Consider the following 19,229-nt stretch of genomic DNA (forward strand, 5'->3'; position numbering starts at 1 on the left):
ACTGCAGTTTTCCCTTTATGTTATCGACCCTTAATCGCTTCGATACATCATTAAAAATAGTAATAGGGAAGCATTGAATATGAACGAAAAAAAATTGGCAAGCCCTGAACGGCGTCAACTGTTAAAAGGTGGTGCTGCCATGGCTGTCGCAAGCTTAGGAGCTGCGATGCCACTGTCTGCCAATGCCGCTTGTATGCCACAAGAAAAAGTTAAGTTCGATGAGATAGTCGACGTGATAGTCGTGGGTAGCGGCTTTGCTGGCATGTCTGCCGCATTACAAGCTAAAGAAGCCGGTGCCAGTGTGATGGTCATCGACAAAATGCCTGTGTTTGGCGGAAACTCCACTATTAACGGTGGTGCAATGGCCGTGGCGGGATCTCCTTTGCAAAAGAAAGAGGGGATTGAAGATTCAGTAGATACCATGGTTGCCGACATGTTGGAAGCGGGCCGTGGTATGAATGATGTCGAAATGCTTAAACTCGTCTGTAACGGGACAGCCGAATCCTGTGAATGGCTCACCAACTACGGTGTGCAATGGAAACCATTTGTACAACATTTCGGTGGACATTCTATTCCTCGGGTGTTGCAAACAGTACAAAGCTCTGGTGCTGGCATTATCCGACCATTAATTAGTGCGGCTAAAAAGCATGGTATCGCCATGCGCAACCAAGCCAAATTAGAGGGTTTTATTAAAGATGATACTGGGCGTGTGATCGGCGTCGAAGTTCGCGAAGGTTATTATTTCCCGAAGGAACGAACAGGTAAAATGGTGAACATTGGTGCGCGTAAAGGAGTGATTATGGCCACAGGTGGCTTTGGTCGTGACATCGAATATCGCCAAATGCAACAGCCAAAACTGACCAGTGAACTGGATTCTACTAACCACGCCGGCGCCACATCTGAAGCCTTAAAGCAGATGATGTTACTCGGTGCAAATCCCATACATTTAGATCAAATTCAACTCGGTCCATGGGCATCGCCAGACGAAAAAGGTTTCGGTACGGCATCGCAGTTTAACACTATCGCGACCTACCCTAGTGGCATCGTGGTCGATGTGCGAACCGGTGAGCGCTTCTTTAATGAGCTTGCCGATCGTAAAGCACGCGCCGATGCCATTATGACTCGTCGTGATGCTGACGGTCAGCCAGTCTACCCCATAGGCTTCACCAACGCTGAGGGGGCAAAAAATGCCCAGACTCTGGATTGGGGCCTTAAATACAAAGTGATCCAAAAAGCCAATAATTTAGATGAGTTAGCCGAACTTTATGGGATCCCAGCCGCGGCGCTCAAAGCACAAGTTGCTCGCTGGAATGATGCCGTCACCCAAGGTAAAGATAATGAGTTTAACCGCCCGATGCAAAAAGCGATGAAGTTAGAGCAGGGCCCATGGTATGCAGTAAGGATGTGGCCCAAAGTGCACTATTGCATGGGGGGCGTAAAAGTGAATACAGCATCGGAAGTGCTGCATTTAGTCAGTAATAAACCTATCCCTGGGCTTTATGCGGCAGGCGAAGCAACCGGAGGTATTCACGGTGCAAGTCGCCTAGGAGCGTGCGCCGTGGCTGAAGGAGTGGTCACGGGACGTAACGCTGGTAGCCACTGCGCGAATAACCAAGCTGCCTCATTACATTTGGCTTAGTTCAGTTGAAATACCCCAATTAACTTCGGTTAGTTCACCTGAACTAGCCTTTAAAATGATGGAATGGATGAATATGAAAGCAACTAAAAATATTGCAATTTCAACATTGGCATTAGCGTTAACAGCCGGCCAAGCCATGGCTGCAGACACGGTCGTGCTCGATGGACAACACTTCACTCAAGAGCAAGCATGGGCGATTGCCGATGGTGCTAAAGTTAAAATAGCGGCTCAGTCTGCTACCGCACTAGTTAAGGCTCATGAACTATTGATGGAGGCGGCGCGTTTAGGTAAACCCGTTTATGGCTTAACCGTAGGGGTTGGTTTAAACAAAGATCACAAACTATTTGATGCGAATGGTCAGTTAAGCCCTGAAGTATTAAAAGCTTCAGAATCATTTAATTATAGTACTCTTAGAGCACATAGTGCCGGTGTTGGCGAACCTATGCCAGTGCGGTTAACGCGTGTGGCTTTAGCGGTGCGCTTAAATACTATTCTCTCGGGGCACACAGGGGTACAGCCTTATGTTGCAGAGCTTTATCAAGCGTATTTAAATCATGATATTACGCCAATTATCCCGTCGAAAGGTACGATCGGTGAGGCCGATATTTTGCTTGCGTCACATGTCGGTCTGGCCATGATCGGTGAGTGGGACGTTATCTATAAAGGTGAACGCATGAGTAGTGTCGAAGCCATGAAAAAAGCAGGGATTAAGCCGTTACAACCGGTAGGAAAAGATGCGCTTTCCATTTTATCGAATAATGCCATCGGTGCCACCTATGCAATGGCAGGTTATCGGGATGCCAAGCATTTACTCGAAGTATCACCAACGGTTTTTGGCCTGAGTCTAGAGGGCTTAAATGGTAATGTGTCGCCCTTCTTACCACAAACCAATGATATCCGCCCATTCCCGCAGTTGCAGCGAGCAACTCAGGATATATTAAATAGCTTATCTGGCAGTTATCTCTGGGACGAAAATAACGAGCGTCCACTGCAAGACCCACTCAGTTACCGCACTACGGCGTACACCTTTGCCAGCGCATATAAGGCGCTTGCCGATCTTGATGAGGTAATCAATATTCAGATAAACCATTCTGATGACAACCCAGGTGTTATTCTTGGTGCTAGTAAAGATTATGGACAGCATTCTCAAGTTGCTAAATACTTGGTTGAAGGAAAGGGTGGCGTATTCCCAACCACTAACTTCGAACCACTCCCTGTCGCACTTGCGGTGCAGCAGTTAAGTATTGCTCTGACGCATGTGTCACATAATAGCGCCATGCGTACGATTCATTTATCGGATAATCATTTTACCCATTTACCGCGCTTTTTAAGTGCACCGGGTAACAATGGTCATGCGTTTGGTGCGATTCAAAAAACCTTTGTTGATATGCAGGTACGTAACCAAGCTTTGGCGATTCCGGTATCGTTTAATGGTATTGCCATTGCGGGTAATATCGAAGACACCTTTACCAACCTAAAGCTTGCATCAGACAACTTAATTCAAATTGTTGACAACATTAACGTGATGTATGGCCTAGAACTGATGCATTCGACTCAAGCCATCGATTTACGTAAACAGACGAACAACCATCTCAAGCAAGGTGAGGCGACAAAAGCGATGTATGATGCTTTCCGTAAACAAGTGCCATTTGTCGATATTGACCGTCCATTTACGCCCGATATTCGTGTCTCAAAAGCCTTTATTGCGCAGTACGAGTAACCTTTATCGGGGAAATGTTGCGCTTGCTGGCTATCGTCAATACCGCTCCCATTGACTTTAGCGAGCAAGCCGCAATTGGCCTGATACATCCTGTAAACCAGTCATCGATTAATCACCGGGCGGTAACAGTTATCGGGTAACAAAGATCAACGTAGTAATAGGAATAAAGATGTTAAGAATACTGACGACAATGTGCATCTTGATGCTGCTGTCAATTCCAGCGGCTAATGCCATGAAAATAAAAGACTATCATAAAGAAGTTATGACGGGGGATAATGGTAAGGTTGAGTGTAGTTTTTGCCACGGAGATGCAAAACGTAAAACGATTCCTCAGGCCAGTGCATGTGAAACTTGTCATGGTACGCCAGATGATGTGGCTGAACTTACTCAGCGTCCATCCGATGCCGATCATGATATAGAGCCAAATCCCCATGACAGTCTGCATTATGGTACAGACTTACCTTGTACTTACTGCCATCAAGAACATAAAGAGAGTCAAGTTTACTGTAATCAATGTCATGAGTTTCAGTACCCTGATATGAAGCGCTGATTGTTAATCTTTGCTCAACTTGCAATAGCTAATGGAGTGTCATTTTAAAGCCTGCTCATGACTGAGCAGGCTTTACCTTATCGAGATAAAGAGTGGCTTAGTGACGTTCGGTGACGATTTCACGTGAGAACACTTTCTCACAGTATTTACATTTTAGTTGTACATCTTGTTTTTTGGCGCTGACACTAAAGCTGCTGTCTACCGGTTCATTATGGGTGATGCAGTTGGTATTTGGGCACTTAAAAATGGCGTTGATCCGCTCAGGTAACGACAGGGTCAGCTTTTTAACGACCTCATAATTTTCAATCTGATTAACCGTAGCGTTAGGGGCGTACAGGGCCAATTGATTCGCCTGTTCTGGGCTGATAAAAACATTTTCAATTTTAATCAGATCTTTAGCGCCCAAAGCAGAAGAGGGCAGATTAAGACCAATCGTGACACGCTGATTGGTTTTATGCATCTGAAACAGCTTTAGCACTTTAATCCCCACATTGGCAGGAATATGGTCGATAACGGAACCATTCTTTATGGCTTCAACTTGTTGCGTTTCCTTGGTCATGGTGATTATCTCCTGCTTAAAGTTGTTCGTTCAGTACTAATGCCAGCAATGCTTCGCGCGCGTAAACGCCGTTTTGCGCTTGCTGGAAGTAATAAGCGTGCTTGGTCTTATCGACATCGACAGTGATTTCGTCAACCCGTGGCAATGGATGCAATACCTTTAGGTTGTCGCGCGCGTCGGCTAGCATGGCTGCATTTAGAATATAAGCGGCTTTCATATGCGCATACTCTGATTCATCAAAACGCTCTTTTTGAACTCGGGTCATGTACAACACATCAAGCTCTGGGATCACCTCTTCCATGGTCGCATGCAGGCTGTAGCTGATCCCCGCTTGGTCTAACTCTTCGCAAATGTAATCTGGCATGGCCAAGATCTCTGGCGCCACAAAGAAGAAATTAATATTGTTAAATTTAGACAGTGCTTGGGCCAGTGAATGAACGGTGCGACCATATTTTAGATCGCCAACGAAGGCGATATTTAAGTTATCTAATCGCCCTTGAGTTTCAAAAATGGAGAAGAGATCCAACAAAGTTTGCGTTGGGTGTTGGTTGGCACCGTCGCCACCGTTAACAATGGGGACGCCATGAGAAAACTCAGAGGCCAAGCGGGCGGCGCCCTCTTGCGGGTGGCGCATCACAAAAGCATCGACGTAAGAGGAGATCACCTGCACTGAATCGGCGAGGGTTTCCCCCTTTTTAGCCAGTGATGTATTGCCACTGTTATCGAAACCAATAACCCTGCCACCTAAGCGTTGTATTGCGGTTTCGAAAGAGAGGCGGGTACGTGTTGAAGCTTCAAAAAAACAGCACGCCACGACTTTATTTTTCAGTAGTTCTGGATTTGGCTCTGCTTTTAATCTTCCGGCAGTTTCAACGATGAGCTCAAGTTCACTGCGGTTTAATTCCGGAATGGAGATGATGTGTTTTTGAAACAACGAGTTCGCCATGGCTTCTCTTCCCTATAAATAGATAACTGATACAAATGGTTTTAAACTTTATCTGTTGCTTACATCTAAGATTGCCATTGAACGGCACGGCTGGCAGATAACCGTTTAAACTTGCCTGACCTTACGCAAAAGGCAGACAAAAAAAAGCCCCCTTATACAAGGAGGCTTTTTTTGAAATCGAAAAACAGAAACATAAAACCAACGCCGATCCTCGACGGTAATGAGTCAAGTTGTGCTTAACTGTCTGGTTCATTGCTGCACTCTGTTTTGAAAAATTCCGAGGGATTATACGCCCATTTCTTGCAAGCGCAAGGGTTCGTATTAACTCGTTATTTTGAAAGCTTGGTGTCGCAGTGAATCAATTAAATGCTGTTTAAGACTTCGGCCTAGCCGTGACTTATATGGTTTTGTTTTTTCTTGCTAGGAGTTATGGAGAGCGCAATTTGCTCATTAAGTACAATGGGATGAGTGAGATTAAATAGTGAATCACCGATATCAAAAAGCGAAGGTATTTCCTTCGCTTTAGGTGTTGTCAGTTTTTAACCTCTGAGTAGTTCTTTGGCGTTGGCTAGGGTGTTACTGGTTATGGTATCACCGCCAAGTAAGCGGGCGAGCTCCTCAATGCGTTGGGTTTTATCCAGCGGCACCATAGAGGTCTCGGTCTGTCCGGCTTTACTCTGCTTATTAACAAACATGTGCTGATGACCATTACCGGCGACTTGAGGCAGGTGGGTTACACATAGCACTTGAGTCGACTCACCCAGTGAGCGTAGCATTTTCCCCACCACGGCAGCCGTTGGCCCCGATATCCCCACATCCACTTCATCGAAGATAAGCGTTGGTGTGGCGACCTTCTTTGCCGTGATCACCTGAATGCCAAGGCCGATACGCGACAGTTCCCCGCCTGATGCGACTTTCGAGATAGGTTGCAGCGGTTGCCCTGGGTTGGTGGTCACTTGAAACTCGATAGTGTCACAACCGTTGGGCGACATGAGCTCTTCGTTAAAGTGAATATCGATAACAAATTTACCCTTAGGCATGCTGAGCTCATGAATCGATTGGGTCACCTGTTTGTCTAGCTCTTTGGCATAACGGCTACGGCTTTGGCTGAGTTTTTTTGCATGGGCAATGAAGCCTTGTTTGCAGCTTTGGAGCTGCTCAGCTATCTCGTCAAGCTTCTCTTCGTCTGAGTCTAAGCTGCTTAGCTCTTGATTTAAGGCTTGATGGTGCTGATAAAGATCTTTGGCGCTTACGTGATGCTTGCGTGCCAACTGCATAATTTTAGAGAGGCGCTGTTCAAGGTAAGCAAAATGGTCGGGATCGAGTTCTAATCCATCGAGGTAGCGTTGCAGCTCACTGCTGCTTTCTTGCACTTGGATTAAGGCATCGTTGAGCATATTGCCAATGCTATTAAGAGCGGTGTCATAGCCCTCAAGCTCTTGAGCTTGATCTATGGCTAAGTTGAGTACCGATTCTACCGCACCTTGCTCGTTGTCTTGCAATAGGAAGAGGGTGTGCTGGCAGGCTTGCACTAAGGCGGTGCCGTTAGCGAGTTTTTTATGCTCGGTTTCTATCTCGTCAAATTCGTGCTCGCCTAAATTAAATTCATTAAGCTCTTCTACTTGATATTGCAGCAGCTGCTTACGGGCGATGCGCTCATGTTGCGATTGTTGTAGCTGTTTAAGCTCTTTTTCAATCAGTTTGTAGCGTTGATAGCTAGCACTGACGCTGTCGAGCAGCATGCGGTGGTTAGCATAGCTGTCGAGCAGTGTTAGTTGATGTTCGCTCTTTAACATGGCGTGATGGGCGTGTTGTCCGTGGATGCCGATCAGTAATTGTCCAAGTGCGCGAAGTTGACTAAGCGGTACTGGATTGCCATTAATGTAGGCGCGTGAGCGGCCATCACTGTTGATGGTGCGTCTGAGTATGCATTCATCATCAAGATCAAGGTCGTTATCTTCGAGCCAGCGCTTTGCCAAGGGAATATCGAGCAGAGAAAAGCGGGCGCTGACCTCGGCTTTATCTGCACCAGGCCTAACGGTACTGGCTTCGGCGCGATTACCCAGACACAGGCCTAGGGCGTCAATAGCGATAGATTTTCCGGCACCGGTTTCACCTGTGATACTGGTCATGCCGGCTTTGAAGTCGAGCTCTAAAAAACGAACAATGGCAAAGTTATTGATGCTGAGCTGGCAAAGCATAATGACATCCTTTTACAAAGTACTGTATTAATGCACAGTATATACTGATTTTTTATACAGTAAATACATGTGTGCTTTTTGTTCGCACATTTTGTTGAATTTAAGGGTATGGCAGCGCTACAGCAAATGATCAAGTAGTGGCAGTACCGCAAAGCTCAGTACTATCCCTAAGCTGATATTTTGCGCGCTGACGGTGGCGTTAGTTTGAAAGCGGTGCGCCAACAGGTAGACGCTGGCTGCGGTGGGTAGTGCCGCTAGCAGCACTGCCATCTTAAGCAGCGGGCCTTCAACGCCAAAGGCTTTACACAGAAGGTAGGCAAACAGGGGTTGTAACACCAGTTTTAATAGGTTGAGCAGGGTGAGTTCGGCGCCGGTAGAAAGCTTGCGAGGGGCATTGCGGCCTTGCTGTTGGTTGGCTTTGCATAACACCATGCCAATGGCGAACAGGGCACAGGGGCTGGATGTCATGCCAAATTGGCGAATGATGCCGCTGATAGGGCTATAAAGGCCAATCTGGGCCGCCGAAATGGCCACGCCTATTAAGCTGCCGATAATGATAGGATTTTGCAGTAATGCCAAAGCCACTGTCTTTAGGGCGCTGTCGGTTTGACCTTGATAAAGCGCGAGTTGGGCTAATACGATAGCAAAGACGGTCACCGAGAGTAGGCTAGCAATGGCTGCTGCAGCCAGTGCTAACTGGTTGTTGGGGTATAACATCATCATTAATGGGATACCGATAAACGACGTGTTACCAAAGGTGGTGTTAAGTGCCCTAATCGCCGCGAGATCGCGCTTCTTGTCGCGCCACAGCGAAATCCCCATAGTCAACAGGTAGATAATGGTCATCGCTAAGCTGTAACCAGCAATAAAGCCCCAGTCGGTGATCTGTTCAATTGGGGTTTCGGCTAATACAATCAGCATGATAGCCGGAAAGGCGATGTAATAGACGTACTGATTGAGTACGTTATCTGTCTCTTGTGGCAAAATACGTGCTTTTTGTACTACGAAGCCTGATAGCATGATGCCAAAGACGATAAACAGAGGTGACAAGATAGGTAGCATACGACAAATTTATCCATAAATTGTGCTGGTGGTTAAACTAAGGGGCTTTCCCTCTCAGGCTGTTTTTATGTGTTGGTGATGAATCGTGGCTCAGTGTTGATGACGCTCAGTGTTGATGACATCGTCATCTGATATTATCCATCCACTGTGGCTCAGTATCTGTGGCTCAGTATCAGCGCCCTAATATTCGTTGCCCTGCATCATAATGATTAAGCCCAACACAAACGTCAGAGACTAGCCGACCCTAGCATGATTACCTGGGGGCGGCTATTGAGCTAAGGTCTAATGTGGCTTAACGTAAAGCCGCTTGACTCAATGTGATGGCATTAATGGGGCGATATTAGGCTAAGCCACTAAAGTCACTAAACCACTTAGCGTCATTGCGTCATTCAGCTAACTGCGCTTATTGGGGCGGCGAGTACCTGTTTGGCGAGTATTAACCTTTGGCGAGCTAGGTTGCGTGTTTCGCTCGGTATCCGCGGTGGGTGCGTTGACTGGTGGCAGCACGCCCAGCTCTTGATAGAAGTGTATCTGACGCCGCAGTTCAAATAGGGAGCCGCTACGGCGTTGCTCCCCTATGCTGAGTGTCCAAGAATCGGTTAAGCCATCGTTGTTGGTTAACAGATAACCTTGGTAGATGAGCTTCTTCATGTGCAGTTACGCGACTGAAATGCCAATATTAGATACACCAGCTTCGATAATTTCTTTACGAAGGCCTTTGACAAAGTCAGCGCTGATCTTCGGATTTTGCTCAATGATATCCAATAATGAGGCCTGCAGCTCTTTTTCTTCGACCATTACGGGATGGTTAAAAATAAACTCATCTAAAGTGACTTCATCCATTTCATCTTCGATTGTGGCTTCAATATAATTGGCGACTGTGCTAGAAGAGAGTTTGCTGATGTTGATAATATCGTCTTCCACCTTACTTTGCAGTGCGCTCAATAGTGAGGTTAATGCGACTGCGGCGTCCATGGCTGGATAGACTCCATAAACGTCAAAGTCACTTGGCTCGGGGGTGTTGAGATCGAGTCGTTCGAGATAGATGTCGATGTTGAGTTTCAATTTTTTGTCATACATTGACTGCCATAACAGATTTAGCGCTGTGTCTAAAACCTGTGGATCACCAAACTCACACACTTCACTAAACAGTTGGTAGTTGGGGTACATGCGCTGACACAGCGCGATAGCAAACAATTTTTTTTGTTCAAGCTCTAACGCTTTTAATCGTTTGAAGAACCCTGGTTTATTACTCATCGATCACATCCATAGATAACTGGGATATTACTTGGTTAGTGGCTGATTCTACCTTAGAAAGCTCATCAAGTAACTCTAGTATTTCAGGTTCTACCTCTTCGACACTGGCGCCATTTTTAAGTGATGACTCTATTTCTTTACATAAGCGCTGGGTCGTGGGTACGCCGCAGTAGCAGCTGGCGCCATGCAGTTTATGCACATGGGCTAGCATGGCTTTGGCATCGAGGGTATCAAGTGCCAAGGTTAGTTGATTACGGGTTTCTGGCAGCGAGTCTAACAACATCTGTAACATCTCCAGTGCCAAGTTCGCTTTTTGATTCGCCTGAGTTAAACACAGTTCCCAATTGAGTGTTTGCTGTTCAAAGTGAGTAAACTTAGGGCGCACCTTCCAACTGTTAATGACCTCTTTGAGCGCCGCCTCGTCGATGGGCTTGGGCAGATAGCCGTTCATGCCGCTTTGATTAATACGTTCACGCTCCTCGGCGATGGCATGGGCGGTGACGGCAATAATAGGAGTGTTGCGATTTAACGAATGCTCACGGATCTGTTTAGTGGCACTAAAGCCATCGATACCAGGCATCTGTATGTCCATAAAGATTAAATCGAAGTGGCGCGATTTTGCAATCTCCACAGCGGCCTTACCGTTGTTGGCGACGGCCACGTGGGTGACTAGCTCGCGCAGCAAGGTGTCGATTAATTTAAGGTTGGCTGGATTATCATCGACCGCCAGTACGCTAAGTGGCTCGCGATTTAATGCTGGCACAACCTGTAATGGCTTTGGTTGTGACTCTGGTGGCGCACGGTAAGGATGGATAAGAGTGTTAGCCAATTCGCGCTCGCCAATAGGCGCATGCACAATTTTGTCGACAGCTGACTGGATCACATCAATATTGGTGGCGCTGTTGTTGCTGTTACACACATAGAGTGAATAATCGCTAATGTGTCTAATCCGAGTCAGGGTATCGAGCAGTAAGGGGCTTTTAGCCAGCTCGTTACAGCTGATAATGGCGTAATCAAACCGCTGTTTTGTGTTATTCATTAACTCATCGAGTTGTTGCAAGGTGGTGATAGGCGTCACCAGCATTTGCCAGTGCTGCAATAACCCCTGATGTACATGACGAGACAGTTTTCTGGGTTCAAACAGCAAGACAGATTTCTGTTTGAGCTTGCCGGTATCTAATGGCTGGCTGATGGGGTATTGACTCAGTTTTAGCGGCAAGGTAAACCAGAATGTCGAGCCTTTATCTGGTGTGGAGTTGCAGCCAATTTGGCCGCCCATCTGATTGATCACCCGTTTGGTGATGATGAGCCCTAAACCTGTGCCGCCAAAGCGACGTGATATGGATGAGTCTGCCTGACCAAATGCTTGAAATAGCTGATGTTGATGATGCTTGTCGATACCTATGCCTGTGTCGGTGACTTCGCAGCGAATAATGATCTTATCGGGCTCGGTGCCAGTAAGGCGCATCTTAAGGTGTACGCTACCTTCATCGGTAAATTTAATCGCATTACCTACTAAGTTAGTGAGCACTTGCCCTACCCTTAAGGCATCGCCAGAGACGTTATCATTGATAGCGGGCTCGATATCGACCACCAGCTCTAACTCTTTCTCTTTGGCGCTGTTAGCCAACATAGAGACGGTATCATCGACCACTTCACGCAAGGCGAATGGCATGTTTTCTAACACCATTTTACCGGCTTCGAGTTTAGAAAAATCGAGAATATCGTTAATGATATTAAGCAGGTTGCTGGCACTTTTTTCGATGGTTTTAATATAGTCTTGCTGGCTGGTGTGTAGCGGGGTTTTTAGCAGTTGCTTAGCAAAGCCGATAACGCCATTGAGCGGGGTGCGCAGCTCATGTGACATGTTGGCTAAGAATTCTGATTTAATTCGGCTAGCCTCTAAGGCGCGTTTTTTGGCTAAGTCGAGCTCGACGTTTTGAATTTCAATTTGCTCTAAGGTTTCGCGCAGATCTGAGGTGGCTTGGTCGATGTTTTGTTGCATCTCTTCATGGTAATCCGACAGCGAGCTGGCCATGGCATTAATGCCACGTTTGAGTAGGTCGAGTTCACCGATAAGATTGCCGTCTACACGCGTATCGAGTTTTCCTTCCCGTATTTTGGCGACTACGCGCACCATATCGGTGATCGGCTGAGTCACATTTTTGACTAATCTAAAGGTAAATAGCAGGTTGAGTTGTACCCCAATTAGCACCATGATAAAAGCCGCCACCGCGGCGCGGTGTTGCTCTAATAGGGCATTTTCTTTATTGAGTAAGACTGCGATATAACCCAGTTTGCCCGAGTTAACTTGAGCGGCATTAGCGTTATTGTCAAACGGACTGACGATAAGTTCACGTTGGCTAGAAAGAATAGGGCTGCGTAAAATAAGGCTATCGCCAAACTGCTCAATTTCAATGCCGTTTAATGAGTCTATGGGTTGGTTGTAACGCATAAACTCGTGACTTTTGTAGTGATGCGAGGTCACGACCACCCGGTTGTTAGTGTCGAAAATGGCGATAAATTGCACCAAGTTTGACTTATTGAGCTGTACCGAAGTAATGAGGCGTTTGGTGGTTTCAAAATTTTTGGTTTCTAGACCTATTTCGGCGGCGATCGCCAAGGGTTCAATGATATTGCTGCCACGTTCAATTAAGCTTTGTTCCAGCTCATAGAAGCGATTTATGGTAAAGTAACTGCCAAGTAAAATACCAACCAAAATAGTGGGGGCTAACGCCAGCACAAGAACCCAGGCTCTTAAGCTGTATTTAGTCATATTGTCGGCACTATTCATGGTGTTGGCTAATTTATAATGTTGTAGCGTATAGGTTACATTAAACTGCCTAACTTTGGGCAGTGTTTACTCCTATTTTTATCGTTTTAGAGGCCTAAATGGCGCAATTTTTTAAAGCTAAACCCAATAAAGCTAAGCAAATGTCGGCGAAGCAGCAATTTAATATCACTCAGCTTGATCATCTTGGGGCTGGTGTCTCTGAGGCGCAAGGCAAGATAGTATTTGTGCCCGGCGCCTTGCCAGGAGAGACGGTCACGGCGCAATTAATTGAGCAAAAGAAACGTTTTGCTAAAGCAAAGTTGCTACGCATCGATGTGGCATCTAACCATAGAGTCGCCAGTGGCTGTGCATTCTATGGCCAGTGCGGTGGCTGCGACCTGCAACACTTAGCGCTGCCAATGCAGCGCGAGAATAAGCAGCAAGCCTTAGTTAATTTGCTCGATAAAATGGGTCAAGCACAGGCGCTGCAGTTGGCTGAACCACTGGTGGGTGAAGCGTGGGGGTATAGGCGCAAGGCAAGGCTTGCCACTCAGTATCAACGCGACAGTAAAACCCTGAGTTTAGGTTTTCGCGCTTTAGCGAGTAATCAGGTGGTCGCTATCGATCAATGCCCTGTGTTGGCGCCAGCATTATCGCAACTCATCGCTCCGTTAACCTTGTGCTTAAATACGCTAGAGGCCAAGCGCAGTTTGGGCCATGTTGAGTTAGTGGCGGTGGAGTCGGCCAATATGGTGGTGCTACGTATTACCCAAGCGCTAAGCGATGCCGATATCGCTCGCCTGCGTGCCTTTGGTGTTGAGCACTGCGTGCGCCTGGTGTTGCTCGATGAACATGGCCACATCGACAACCTAGATGGTGATACTAGCCTGCCGTATTACCGTTTGGATGACGGCAGTCAATTGGGCTTTGCACCGGGGAACTTTATTCAGGTTAATGCCGATGTGAATCGCAATATGGTAAAACAGGCCATTGAGTGGCTTGATATTAAGCCTACTGAGCGAGTGCTGGATCTTTTTTGTGGTGTAGGCAACTTCACCATTGCACTGGCCAAGGCGGGCGCGCAAGTGGTGGGGGTTGAAGGTGTGCCTGCTATGGTGGCAACGGCCAAAGACAATGCGGTTGCCAACGGCGTTAGTGGTGTTGAGTTTTACCACGCCGATTTGAGCGCCGATCTGTCTGAACAACCTTGGCTGGGGCAGATTGATAAACTGCTGCTCGATCCTGCCCGCGCTGGCGCGTTCGAGAGCTTACAATGGCTTAAGCAGATGAAACCTAAGGCGGTGCTGTATGTCTCTTGTAATCCGGTCAGCTTGGCCCGAGACAGTCAACAACTGCTTAAACAGGGTTATCGACTGCAAAAGCTGGGGCTAATCGATATGTTTCCGCAAACACATCATATTGAGGCGATGGCACTATTTGAGCGAGATTAAGGGGTTAAATACGCCTTGAGTGTAAATAACGACGCGAGTCGATTGACAATGTGGGCGTAATCCTCAAGATAGTGGCTTTGGTTTTTAGGTAATAGAATGATATTTCACCGCGAGCTATCCTGCGGTGAGCGCGCGCCGCCAATATCAGCAATAAAGGACAATCATTAGATGGTATCTATTAGAGAAGCACATTTTAATGACAAAGATTTTCAATTAACTGAGTGGGTTAATCGCTACATCGATAACGAGCAAGAGGCTGGTATTCTGCTCGATTTGATGAAAAAAATTGAAGGACTGGTCGTTAAAGAAGGGGCTCAACGCCATTTACTCAATCAGCGCGGCCGCGAGATGATTGAGATCCTAGCTCCGCTCAATATGGATATCGAAACCCTACAAGCCGCGGTTATTTTTGTGGTGTATGACGCCGGACTGATAAGCGCCGAGCAGTTGCCAGAGCTGTTTGGTGAAAAATTAGCGGTCTTGGTAAAAAGTGTCGTGACCATGAATGCCATTGGCGCGCTCAAGGTGAACGAGCAGAGCCGTAATGCCGAGCCGCAAATCGATAATATCCGTCGTATGTTACTGGCCATGGTGGAAGATGTACGCGCCGTGGTGATCAAGCTGGCCGAGCGGATCTGTCTACTGCGAGAAGTGAAAAGTGCTGACGAGGAGACGCGGGTCTTATTGGCGCGAGAAATTGCCGATATCTATGCACCGCTGGCTAACCGCTTAGGGATTGGTCAATTGAAGTGGGAGCTCGAAGATATCTCATTTCGTTACCTGCACCCCGAAACCTATAAAGAAATTGCTAAACAGCTGGATGGTAAGCGGCTCGATCGCGAAAGCTACATCGACAATTTTGTGAAGCAGTTACAGCAACGTCTCGATCAAGACCAAATTCGCGCCAAGGTGTATGGCAGACCCAAACATATTTACAGCATCTGGAAGAAGATGCGCGGTAAAGATCTGACTTTCGATGAGTTATTTGACGTGCGCGCGGTACGTATCGTTACCGACCGCCTGCAAGACTGCTACGGCGCCCTGGGGGTAGTGCATACCCTTTGGCATCATATTCCTAAAGAGTTTGACGATTATGTCGCCAACCCTAAATCGAATGGATATCAGTCAATCCATACCATAGTGGTTGGCCCCGAGGGAAAAACGGTCGAAATCCAAATCCGTACCGAGCAGATGCATGAAGATGCCGAGCTGGGGGTGGCGGCTCATTGGAAATACAAAGAGGGCACCACAGGTAAGCAAAGCGGTTACGAAGAGAAAATCAACTGGCTGCGCAAGATTTTGCAATGGCAAGAAGATGTGGCCGAAAGTGGCAACTTGGTCGATGAGGTGCGCAGTCAAGTCTTCGAAGACAGGGTGTATGTGTTTACCCCAAATGGCGAAGTGATTGACTTACCCATGGGCTCTACCGTACTGGATTTTGCCTATTATATTCATTCCCACGTCGGCCATAAGTGTATTGGGGCCAAGGTCGATGGCCGTATCGTGCCGTTTACTTATCAGGTTGAAACCGGTGAGCGTATTGAGATCATCACCTCGAAAACTCCCAACCCTAAGCGTGACTGGCTTAACCCTAATTTAGGCTATATTCGCACCTCGCGAGCGCGGTCGAAAATTCAGCATTGGTTTAAGCAGCAAGATAGAGATAAAAACATTGTCGCTGGGCGGGAGATGCTCGAAGCCGAATTAGCGCGCAGCAATCTTACCCTTAAAGATGCTAAAACGGCGGTCGAGCGTTTTAACATGGTTAGCATGGACGATCTGCTGGCGGGCATTGGTGGCGGCGATGTGCGTCTTAATCAGGTGGTCAACCATGTGCAGAGCCGGATGCGTATCAATGAGCTGTCAGAAGAGGAAGCCGTTGAGGACTTACTCAAGAAAAATCAATCTCGTACAGACCATAAAAGTAGAGGTCAGGTCGAGGTTAATGGCGTAGGGAACTTGATGAGCCATATCGCTAAATGCTGTCAGCCTGTCCCCGGTGATGATATTTTTGGCTTTATTACTAAAGGCCGCGGGATCTCGGTGCACCGCGCCGATTGCGAGCAAGTGAAAGAGCTGATGCGGGTACACCCCGAGCGCAGCGTGGATGTGGTGTGGGGTAAAAACTACTCCGGTGGCTATAAGCTGCGCTTAAAAGTGTTTGCTAACGACAGAAATGGCTTGTTGCGAGATCTGACCTCAGTGCTGGCCGCCGAAAAATCGACGGTACTGGCGATGAGCTCATCTTTGGATGTTAAAAATCAAACTGTCATCATTGAGCTCGAGCTCGAGTTATACAATTTAGAGGGGCTCTCTCGGGTGATGGCTAAGCTATCGCAAGTCGATGGGGTGATGGAAGCGCGGCGCACCTAATCGTGTCGCCCACAAACAGATAAGAGATAAAGGCGGCGAGAGTCGCCTTTTATTATGAGGTTGTCCGATGAAGGTCAATAACGATATTAACCGTTTACTCGAGATCATGAGTCAACTGCGCGACCCACAAACCGGTTGCCCATGGGATAAAGCACAAACCTATCACACCATAGTGCCATTTACCCTCGAGGAGGCCTATGAAGTGGCCGATACCATTGAACGTGCGGCGTTCGATGAATTACCAGGGGAGCTTGGCGACCTGCTGTTTCAAGTGATTTTTTATTGTCAGTTAGCAAAAGAGCAAGGGTTATTTGATTTTGGTGTGGTGGTAGACAAAATCTGCCGCAAATTAACTGAGCGCCATCCCCATGTGTTTGGTGAATTGCCCTTAACATCGACAGCAGAAGTGAAACAAAGCTGGGAAAGCATAAAGGCCAGCGAGCGTGCTGGGCGGTCATTGCATTCGGTGCTCGATGATATTCCATTAAATCTACCTGCATTAAGTCGCGCGGCAAAGGTGCAAAAACGGGTGGCCAGTGTCGGGTTCGACTGGGATGAATTGGCCCCTGTGGTGGCGAAAATTCACGAAGAGATAGCAGAGGTGCTCGAGGAAGTTAGCGCACCAGAGCAGCAACCGCAAAGGATTAGTGAAGAGATGGGCGATCTGCTATTTGCGGTGGTTAATTTGTCTCGCCATTTAGGCGTGGATCCCGAGCAAGCGCTGCGCCTTGCCAATGGCAAATTCGAGCGACGCTTTCGGGGTGTTGAAGCCTTAGCTAACGCCGCCGAAAAGCCGATGAAGGCGCACTCCTTAGCAGAATTAGACGCTTATTGGGATCAAGTAAAGCGGGCCGAAACGGCAAAAGAGTAAAATATATCGCTTTGTTGTTTGTCGAATCAGCTGGGCTTTGGTATAATATTGCCCCGTCCTAGTGCTTTCATACAAGCACATATTTCCAACTCATTTTCTCAGGTTCAGCATGACTACAAGGTATATCTTCGTTACTGGTGGCGTGGTTTCATCACTAGGTAAAGGCATTGCAGCAGCATCATTGGCAGCAATTTTAGAGGCTCGGGGCCTTAATGTAACCATTATGAAGCTGGATCCTTATATCAACTTGGATCCCGGTACCATGAGCCCGACTCAGCACGGTGAAGTTTTCGTGACTGAAGATGGCGCTGAAACTGACCTCGACTTAGGTCATTATGAGCGTTTTATCCGCACAAAAATGAACCGTCGTAACAACTTTACCACTGGTCGAATTTACGAAGAAGTATTGCGTAAAGAGCGCCGTGGTGATTACCTTGGTGCAACCATTCAGGTTATTCCGCATATTACCAATGCGATTAAAGAGAAGGTACTTGAAGGTGGCGAAGGTCATGATGTGGCAATCGTTGAGATTGGCGGCACGGTAGGTGATATCGAATCATTACCTTTCCTTGAGTCTATTCGCCAGTTAGGTGTTGAGCTAGGACGCGATCGTACCCTATTTATGCATTTGACCTTAGTGCCTTTCTTAGGCGCGGCGGGTGAAGTGAAAACCAAACCGACGCAGCATTCGGTAAAAGAATTACGTTCTATCGGTATCGCACCTGATGTATTGGTGTGCCGTGGCGACCGTGCGATACCAGCTAACGAAAAAGCCAAAATCTCGCTATTTTGTAATGTAGAAGAGCGCGCGGTTATCTCACTGAAAGATGTGGATAGCATCTATAAGATCCCAGCGTTGTTGAAGGCACAAGGCCTTGACGACTTGGTTACCAAGCGCTTTGGTATCGACTGCAAAGAAGCGGATTTAAGCGAGTGGGAAAAGGTGATTTACCAAGAAGCCAATCCAACCGGTGAAGTCACCATTGGTATGGTTGGTAAATATATCGAACTGCCCGATGCTTATAAATCTGTTAACGAAGCACTTAAGCATGCCGGCCTATTTAAGCGTGTGTCGGTCAACATCAAGTATATTGACTCTCAAACGGTAGAAGCCAAAGGTATTGAAGTTCTCGAAGGCCTTGATGGTATTTTGGTTCCAGGTGGTTTTGGTGAGCGTGGTGTTGAAGGTAAGATTTTAGCGGCGCAATATGCCCGTGAAAACAACCTGCCTTACTTTGGTATCTGTCTAGGTATGCAAGTGGCATTAATCGAATTTGCTCGCCATGTTGCGGGACTTGAAGGCGCACATTCTACCGAGTTTAACAAAGAGACTCCTCATCCAGTCGTTGGACTTATTACTGAATGGATTGACGAAGAAGGCAACGTTGAGCAACGCCATGAAGAGTCTGATTTGGGCGGCACCATGCGCCTTGGCGCTCAGCTATGTCACTTAATTGAAGGCACGAAAGCAGCCGAAGCTTACAAAGGCTTGACCTGTGTTGAGCGTCATCGTCATCGCTATGAAGTGAACAACACTTATAGAGAGCGTTTAGAAAAAGCCGGTTTAGTATTCAGTGGACTATCATCCGATCGTCAGTTGGTTGAGATGATTGAATTGCCAAATCACCCTTGGTTTGTGGCGGGTCAGTTCCACCCTGAATTTACATCTACGCCTCGCGATGGTCAGCCATTGTTTGAAGGCTTCATTGGTGCAGCTATCGCCTACCAAAAACGCGATTTAGGCTAAGCTATAGTGAACAGCCGCTTCCGGTTATCGGAAGCGGCTTTTTTGTTCCAGATGATGTAGATTTAACGACAAGAATTTTT

Annotated in this window: 14 protein-coding genes; 7 read left to right on the plus strand and 7 right to left on the minus strand. The window is 47.2% G+C overall.

All coding sequences use genetic code 11. The features are described 5' to 3' along the window. Positions 1 to 79: 79 nt before the first annotated feature. The 3 genes from DVO77_RS03760 to DVO77_RS03770 all read left to right on the plus strand — a co-directional run bounded on the left by DVO77_RS03760 (position 80) and on the right by DVO77_RS03770 (position 3,909). Positions 80 to 1,639 carry a flavocytochrome c gene (locus DVO77_RS03760; protein ID WP_119977401.1) on the plus strand — a complete coding sequence of 520 codons (1,560 nt, stop codon included), beginning with the start codon at positions 80 to 82 and terminating at the stop codon, positions 1,637 to 1,639. A 67-nt stretch (positions 1,640 to 1,706) separates the two neighbouring features. After that, positions 1,707 to 3,359 carry an HAL/PAL/TAL family ammonia-lyase gene (locus DVO77_RS03765; protein WP_119977402.1) on the plus strand — a complete coding sequence of 551 codons (1,653 nt, stop codon included), beginning with the start codon at positions 1,707 to 1,709 and terminating at the stop codon, positions 3,357 to 3,359. Between the two features lie 169 nt (positions 3,360 to 3,528). Beyond that, on the plus strand, positions 3,529 to 3,909 hold the full coding sequence (locus tag DVO77_RS03770) for a cytochrome c3 family protein (RefSeq protein ID WP_119977403.1): 381 nt from the start codon (positions 3,529 to 3,531) through the stop codon (positions 3,907 to 3,909). 97 nt (positions 3,910 to 4,006) lie between these two features. On the opposite strand, the gene pyrI is transcribed toward DVO77_RS03770, so the two are convergent. The 7 genes from pyrI to barA form a co-directional block, all read right to left on the minus strand. Further along, complete coding sequence (gene pyrI / locus DVO77_RS03775; RefSeq protein ID WP_119977404.1) at positions 4,007 to 4,468, minus strand: aspartate carbamoyltransferase regulatory subunit; 462 nt, start codon at positions 4,466 to 4,468, stop codon at positions 4,007 to 4,009. 16 nt (positions 4,469 to 4,484) lie between these two features. After that, the gene (pyrB, locus tag DVO77_RS03780) at positions 4,485 to 5,414 is read right to left on the minus strand and encodes an aspartate carbamoyltransferase (protein ID WP_119977405.1); all 930 of its coding nucleotides are present in this window, start codon (positions 5,412 to 5,414) and stop codon (positions 4,485 to 4,487) included. A 539-nt stretch (positions 5,415 to 5,953) separates the two neighbouring features. After that, positions 5,954 to 7,615, minus strand: a complete 1,662-nt coding sequence (gene recN / locus DVO77_RS03785; protein ID WP_119977406.1) for a DNA repair protein RecN — start codon at positions 7,613 to 7,615, stop codon at positions 5,954 to 5,956. A gap of 117 nt (positions 7,616 to 7,732) precedes the next feature. Beyond that, positions 7,733 to 8,677 carry an AEC family transporter gene (locus DVO77_RS03790; RefSeq protein ID WP_119977407.1) on the minus strand — a complete coding sequence of 315 codons (945 nt, stop codon included), beginning with the start codon at positions 8,675 to 8,677 and terminating at the stop codon, positions 7,733 to 7,735. 393 nt (positions 8,678 to 9,070) lie between these two features. Continuing rightward, a complete protein-coding gene (locus DVO77_RS03795) occupies positions 9,071 to 9,328 on the minus strand; it encodes a DUF3319 domain-containing protein (RefSeq protein ID WP_119977408.1) in 258 nt (85 codons plus the stop codon). A gap of 6 nt (positions 9,329 to 9,334) precedes the next feature. After that, complete coding sequence (locus DVO77_RS03800; RefSeq protein WP_119977409.1) at positions 9,335 to 9,934, minus strand: YjaG family protein; 600 nt, start codon at positions 9,932 to 9,934, stop codon at positions 9,335 to 9,337. Continuing rightward, positions 9,927 to 12,710, minus strand: a complete 2,784-nt coding sequence (gene barA / locus DVO77_RS03805; protein ID WP_428842884.1) for a two-component sensor histidine kinase BarA — start codon at positions 12,708 to 12,710, stop codon at positions 9,927 to 9,929. The genes DVO77_RS03800 and barA overlap by 8 nt, the downstream gene beginning before the upstream one ends. Positions 12,711 to 12,826: 116 nt before the next feature. Here barA and rlmD point away from each other — a divergent pair, with 116 nt between their 5' ends. The 4 genes from rlmD (at position 12,827) to pyrG (ending at position 19,149) form a co-directional block, all read left to right on the plus strand. Continuing rightward, positions 12,827 to 14,158, plus strand: a complete 1,332-nt coding sequence (gene rlmD, locus DVO77_RS03810) for a 23S rRNA (uracil(1939)-C(5))-methyltransferase RlmD (RefSeq protein WP_110456495.1) — start codon at positions 12,827 to 12,829, stop codon at positions 14,156 to 14,158. A gap of 168 nt (positions 14,159 to 14,326) precedes the next feature. Next, on the plus strand, positions 14,327 to 16,531 hold the full coding sequence (relA, locus tag DVO77_RS03815) for a GTP diphosphokinase (protein ID WP_119977411.1): 2,205 nt from the start codon (positions 14,327 to 14,329) through the stop codon (positions 16,529 to 16,531). Between the two features lie 67 nt (positions 16,532 to 16,598). Then, positions 16,599 to 17,402 carry a nucleoside triphosphate pyrophosphohydrolase gene (gene mazG, locus DVO77_RS03820; RefSeq protein ID WP_110456493.1) on the plus strand — a complete coding sequence of 268 codons (804 nt, stop codon included), beginning with the start codon at positions 16,599 to 16,601 and terminating at the stop codon, positions 17,400 to 17,402. Positions 17,403 to 17,511: 109 nt separating this feature from the next. Further along, entirely contained in the window at positions 17,512 to 19,149 is a 1,638-nt protein-coding gene (gene pyrG / locus DVO77_RS03825; RefSeq protein ID WP_110456492.1) for a CTP synthase, read from the plus strand. Positions 19,150 to 19,229: the final 80 nt, after the last annotated feature.

The sequence above is a fragment of the Shewanella algidipiscicola genome, assembly GCF_003605125.1.
Classification (GTDB): domain Bacteria; phylum Pseudomonadota; class Gammaproteobacteria; order Enterobacterales; family Shewanellaceae; genus Shewanella; species Shewanella algidipiscicola.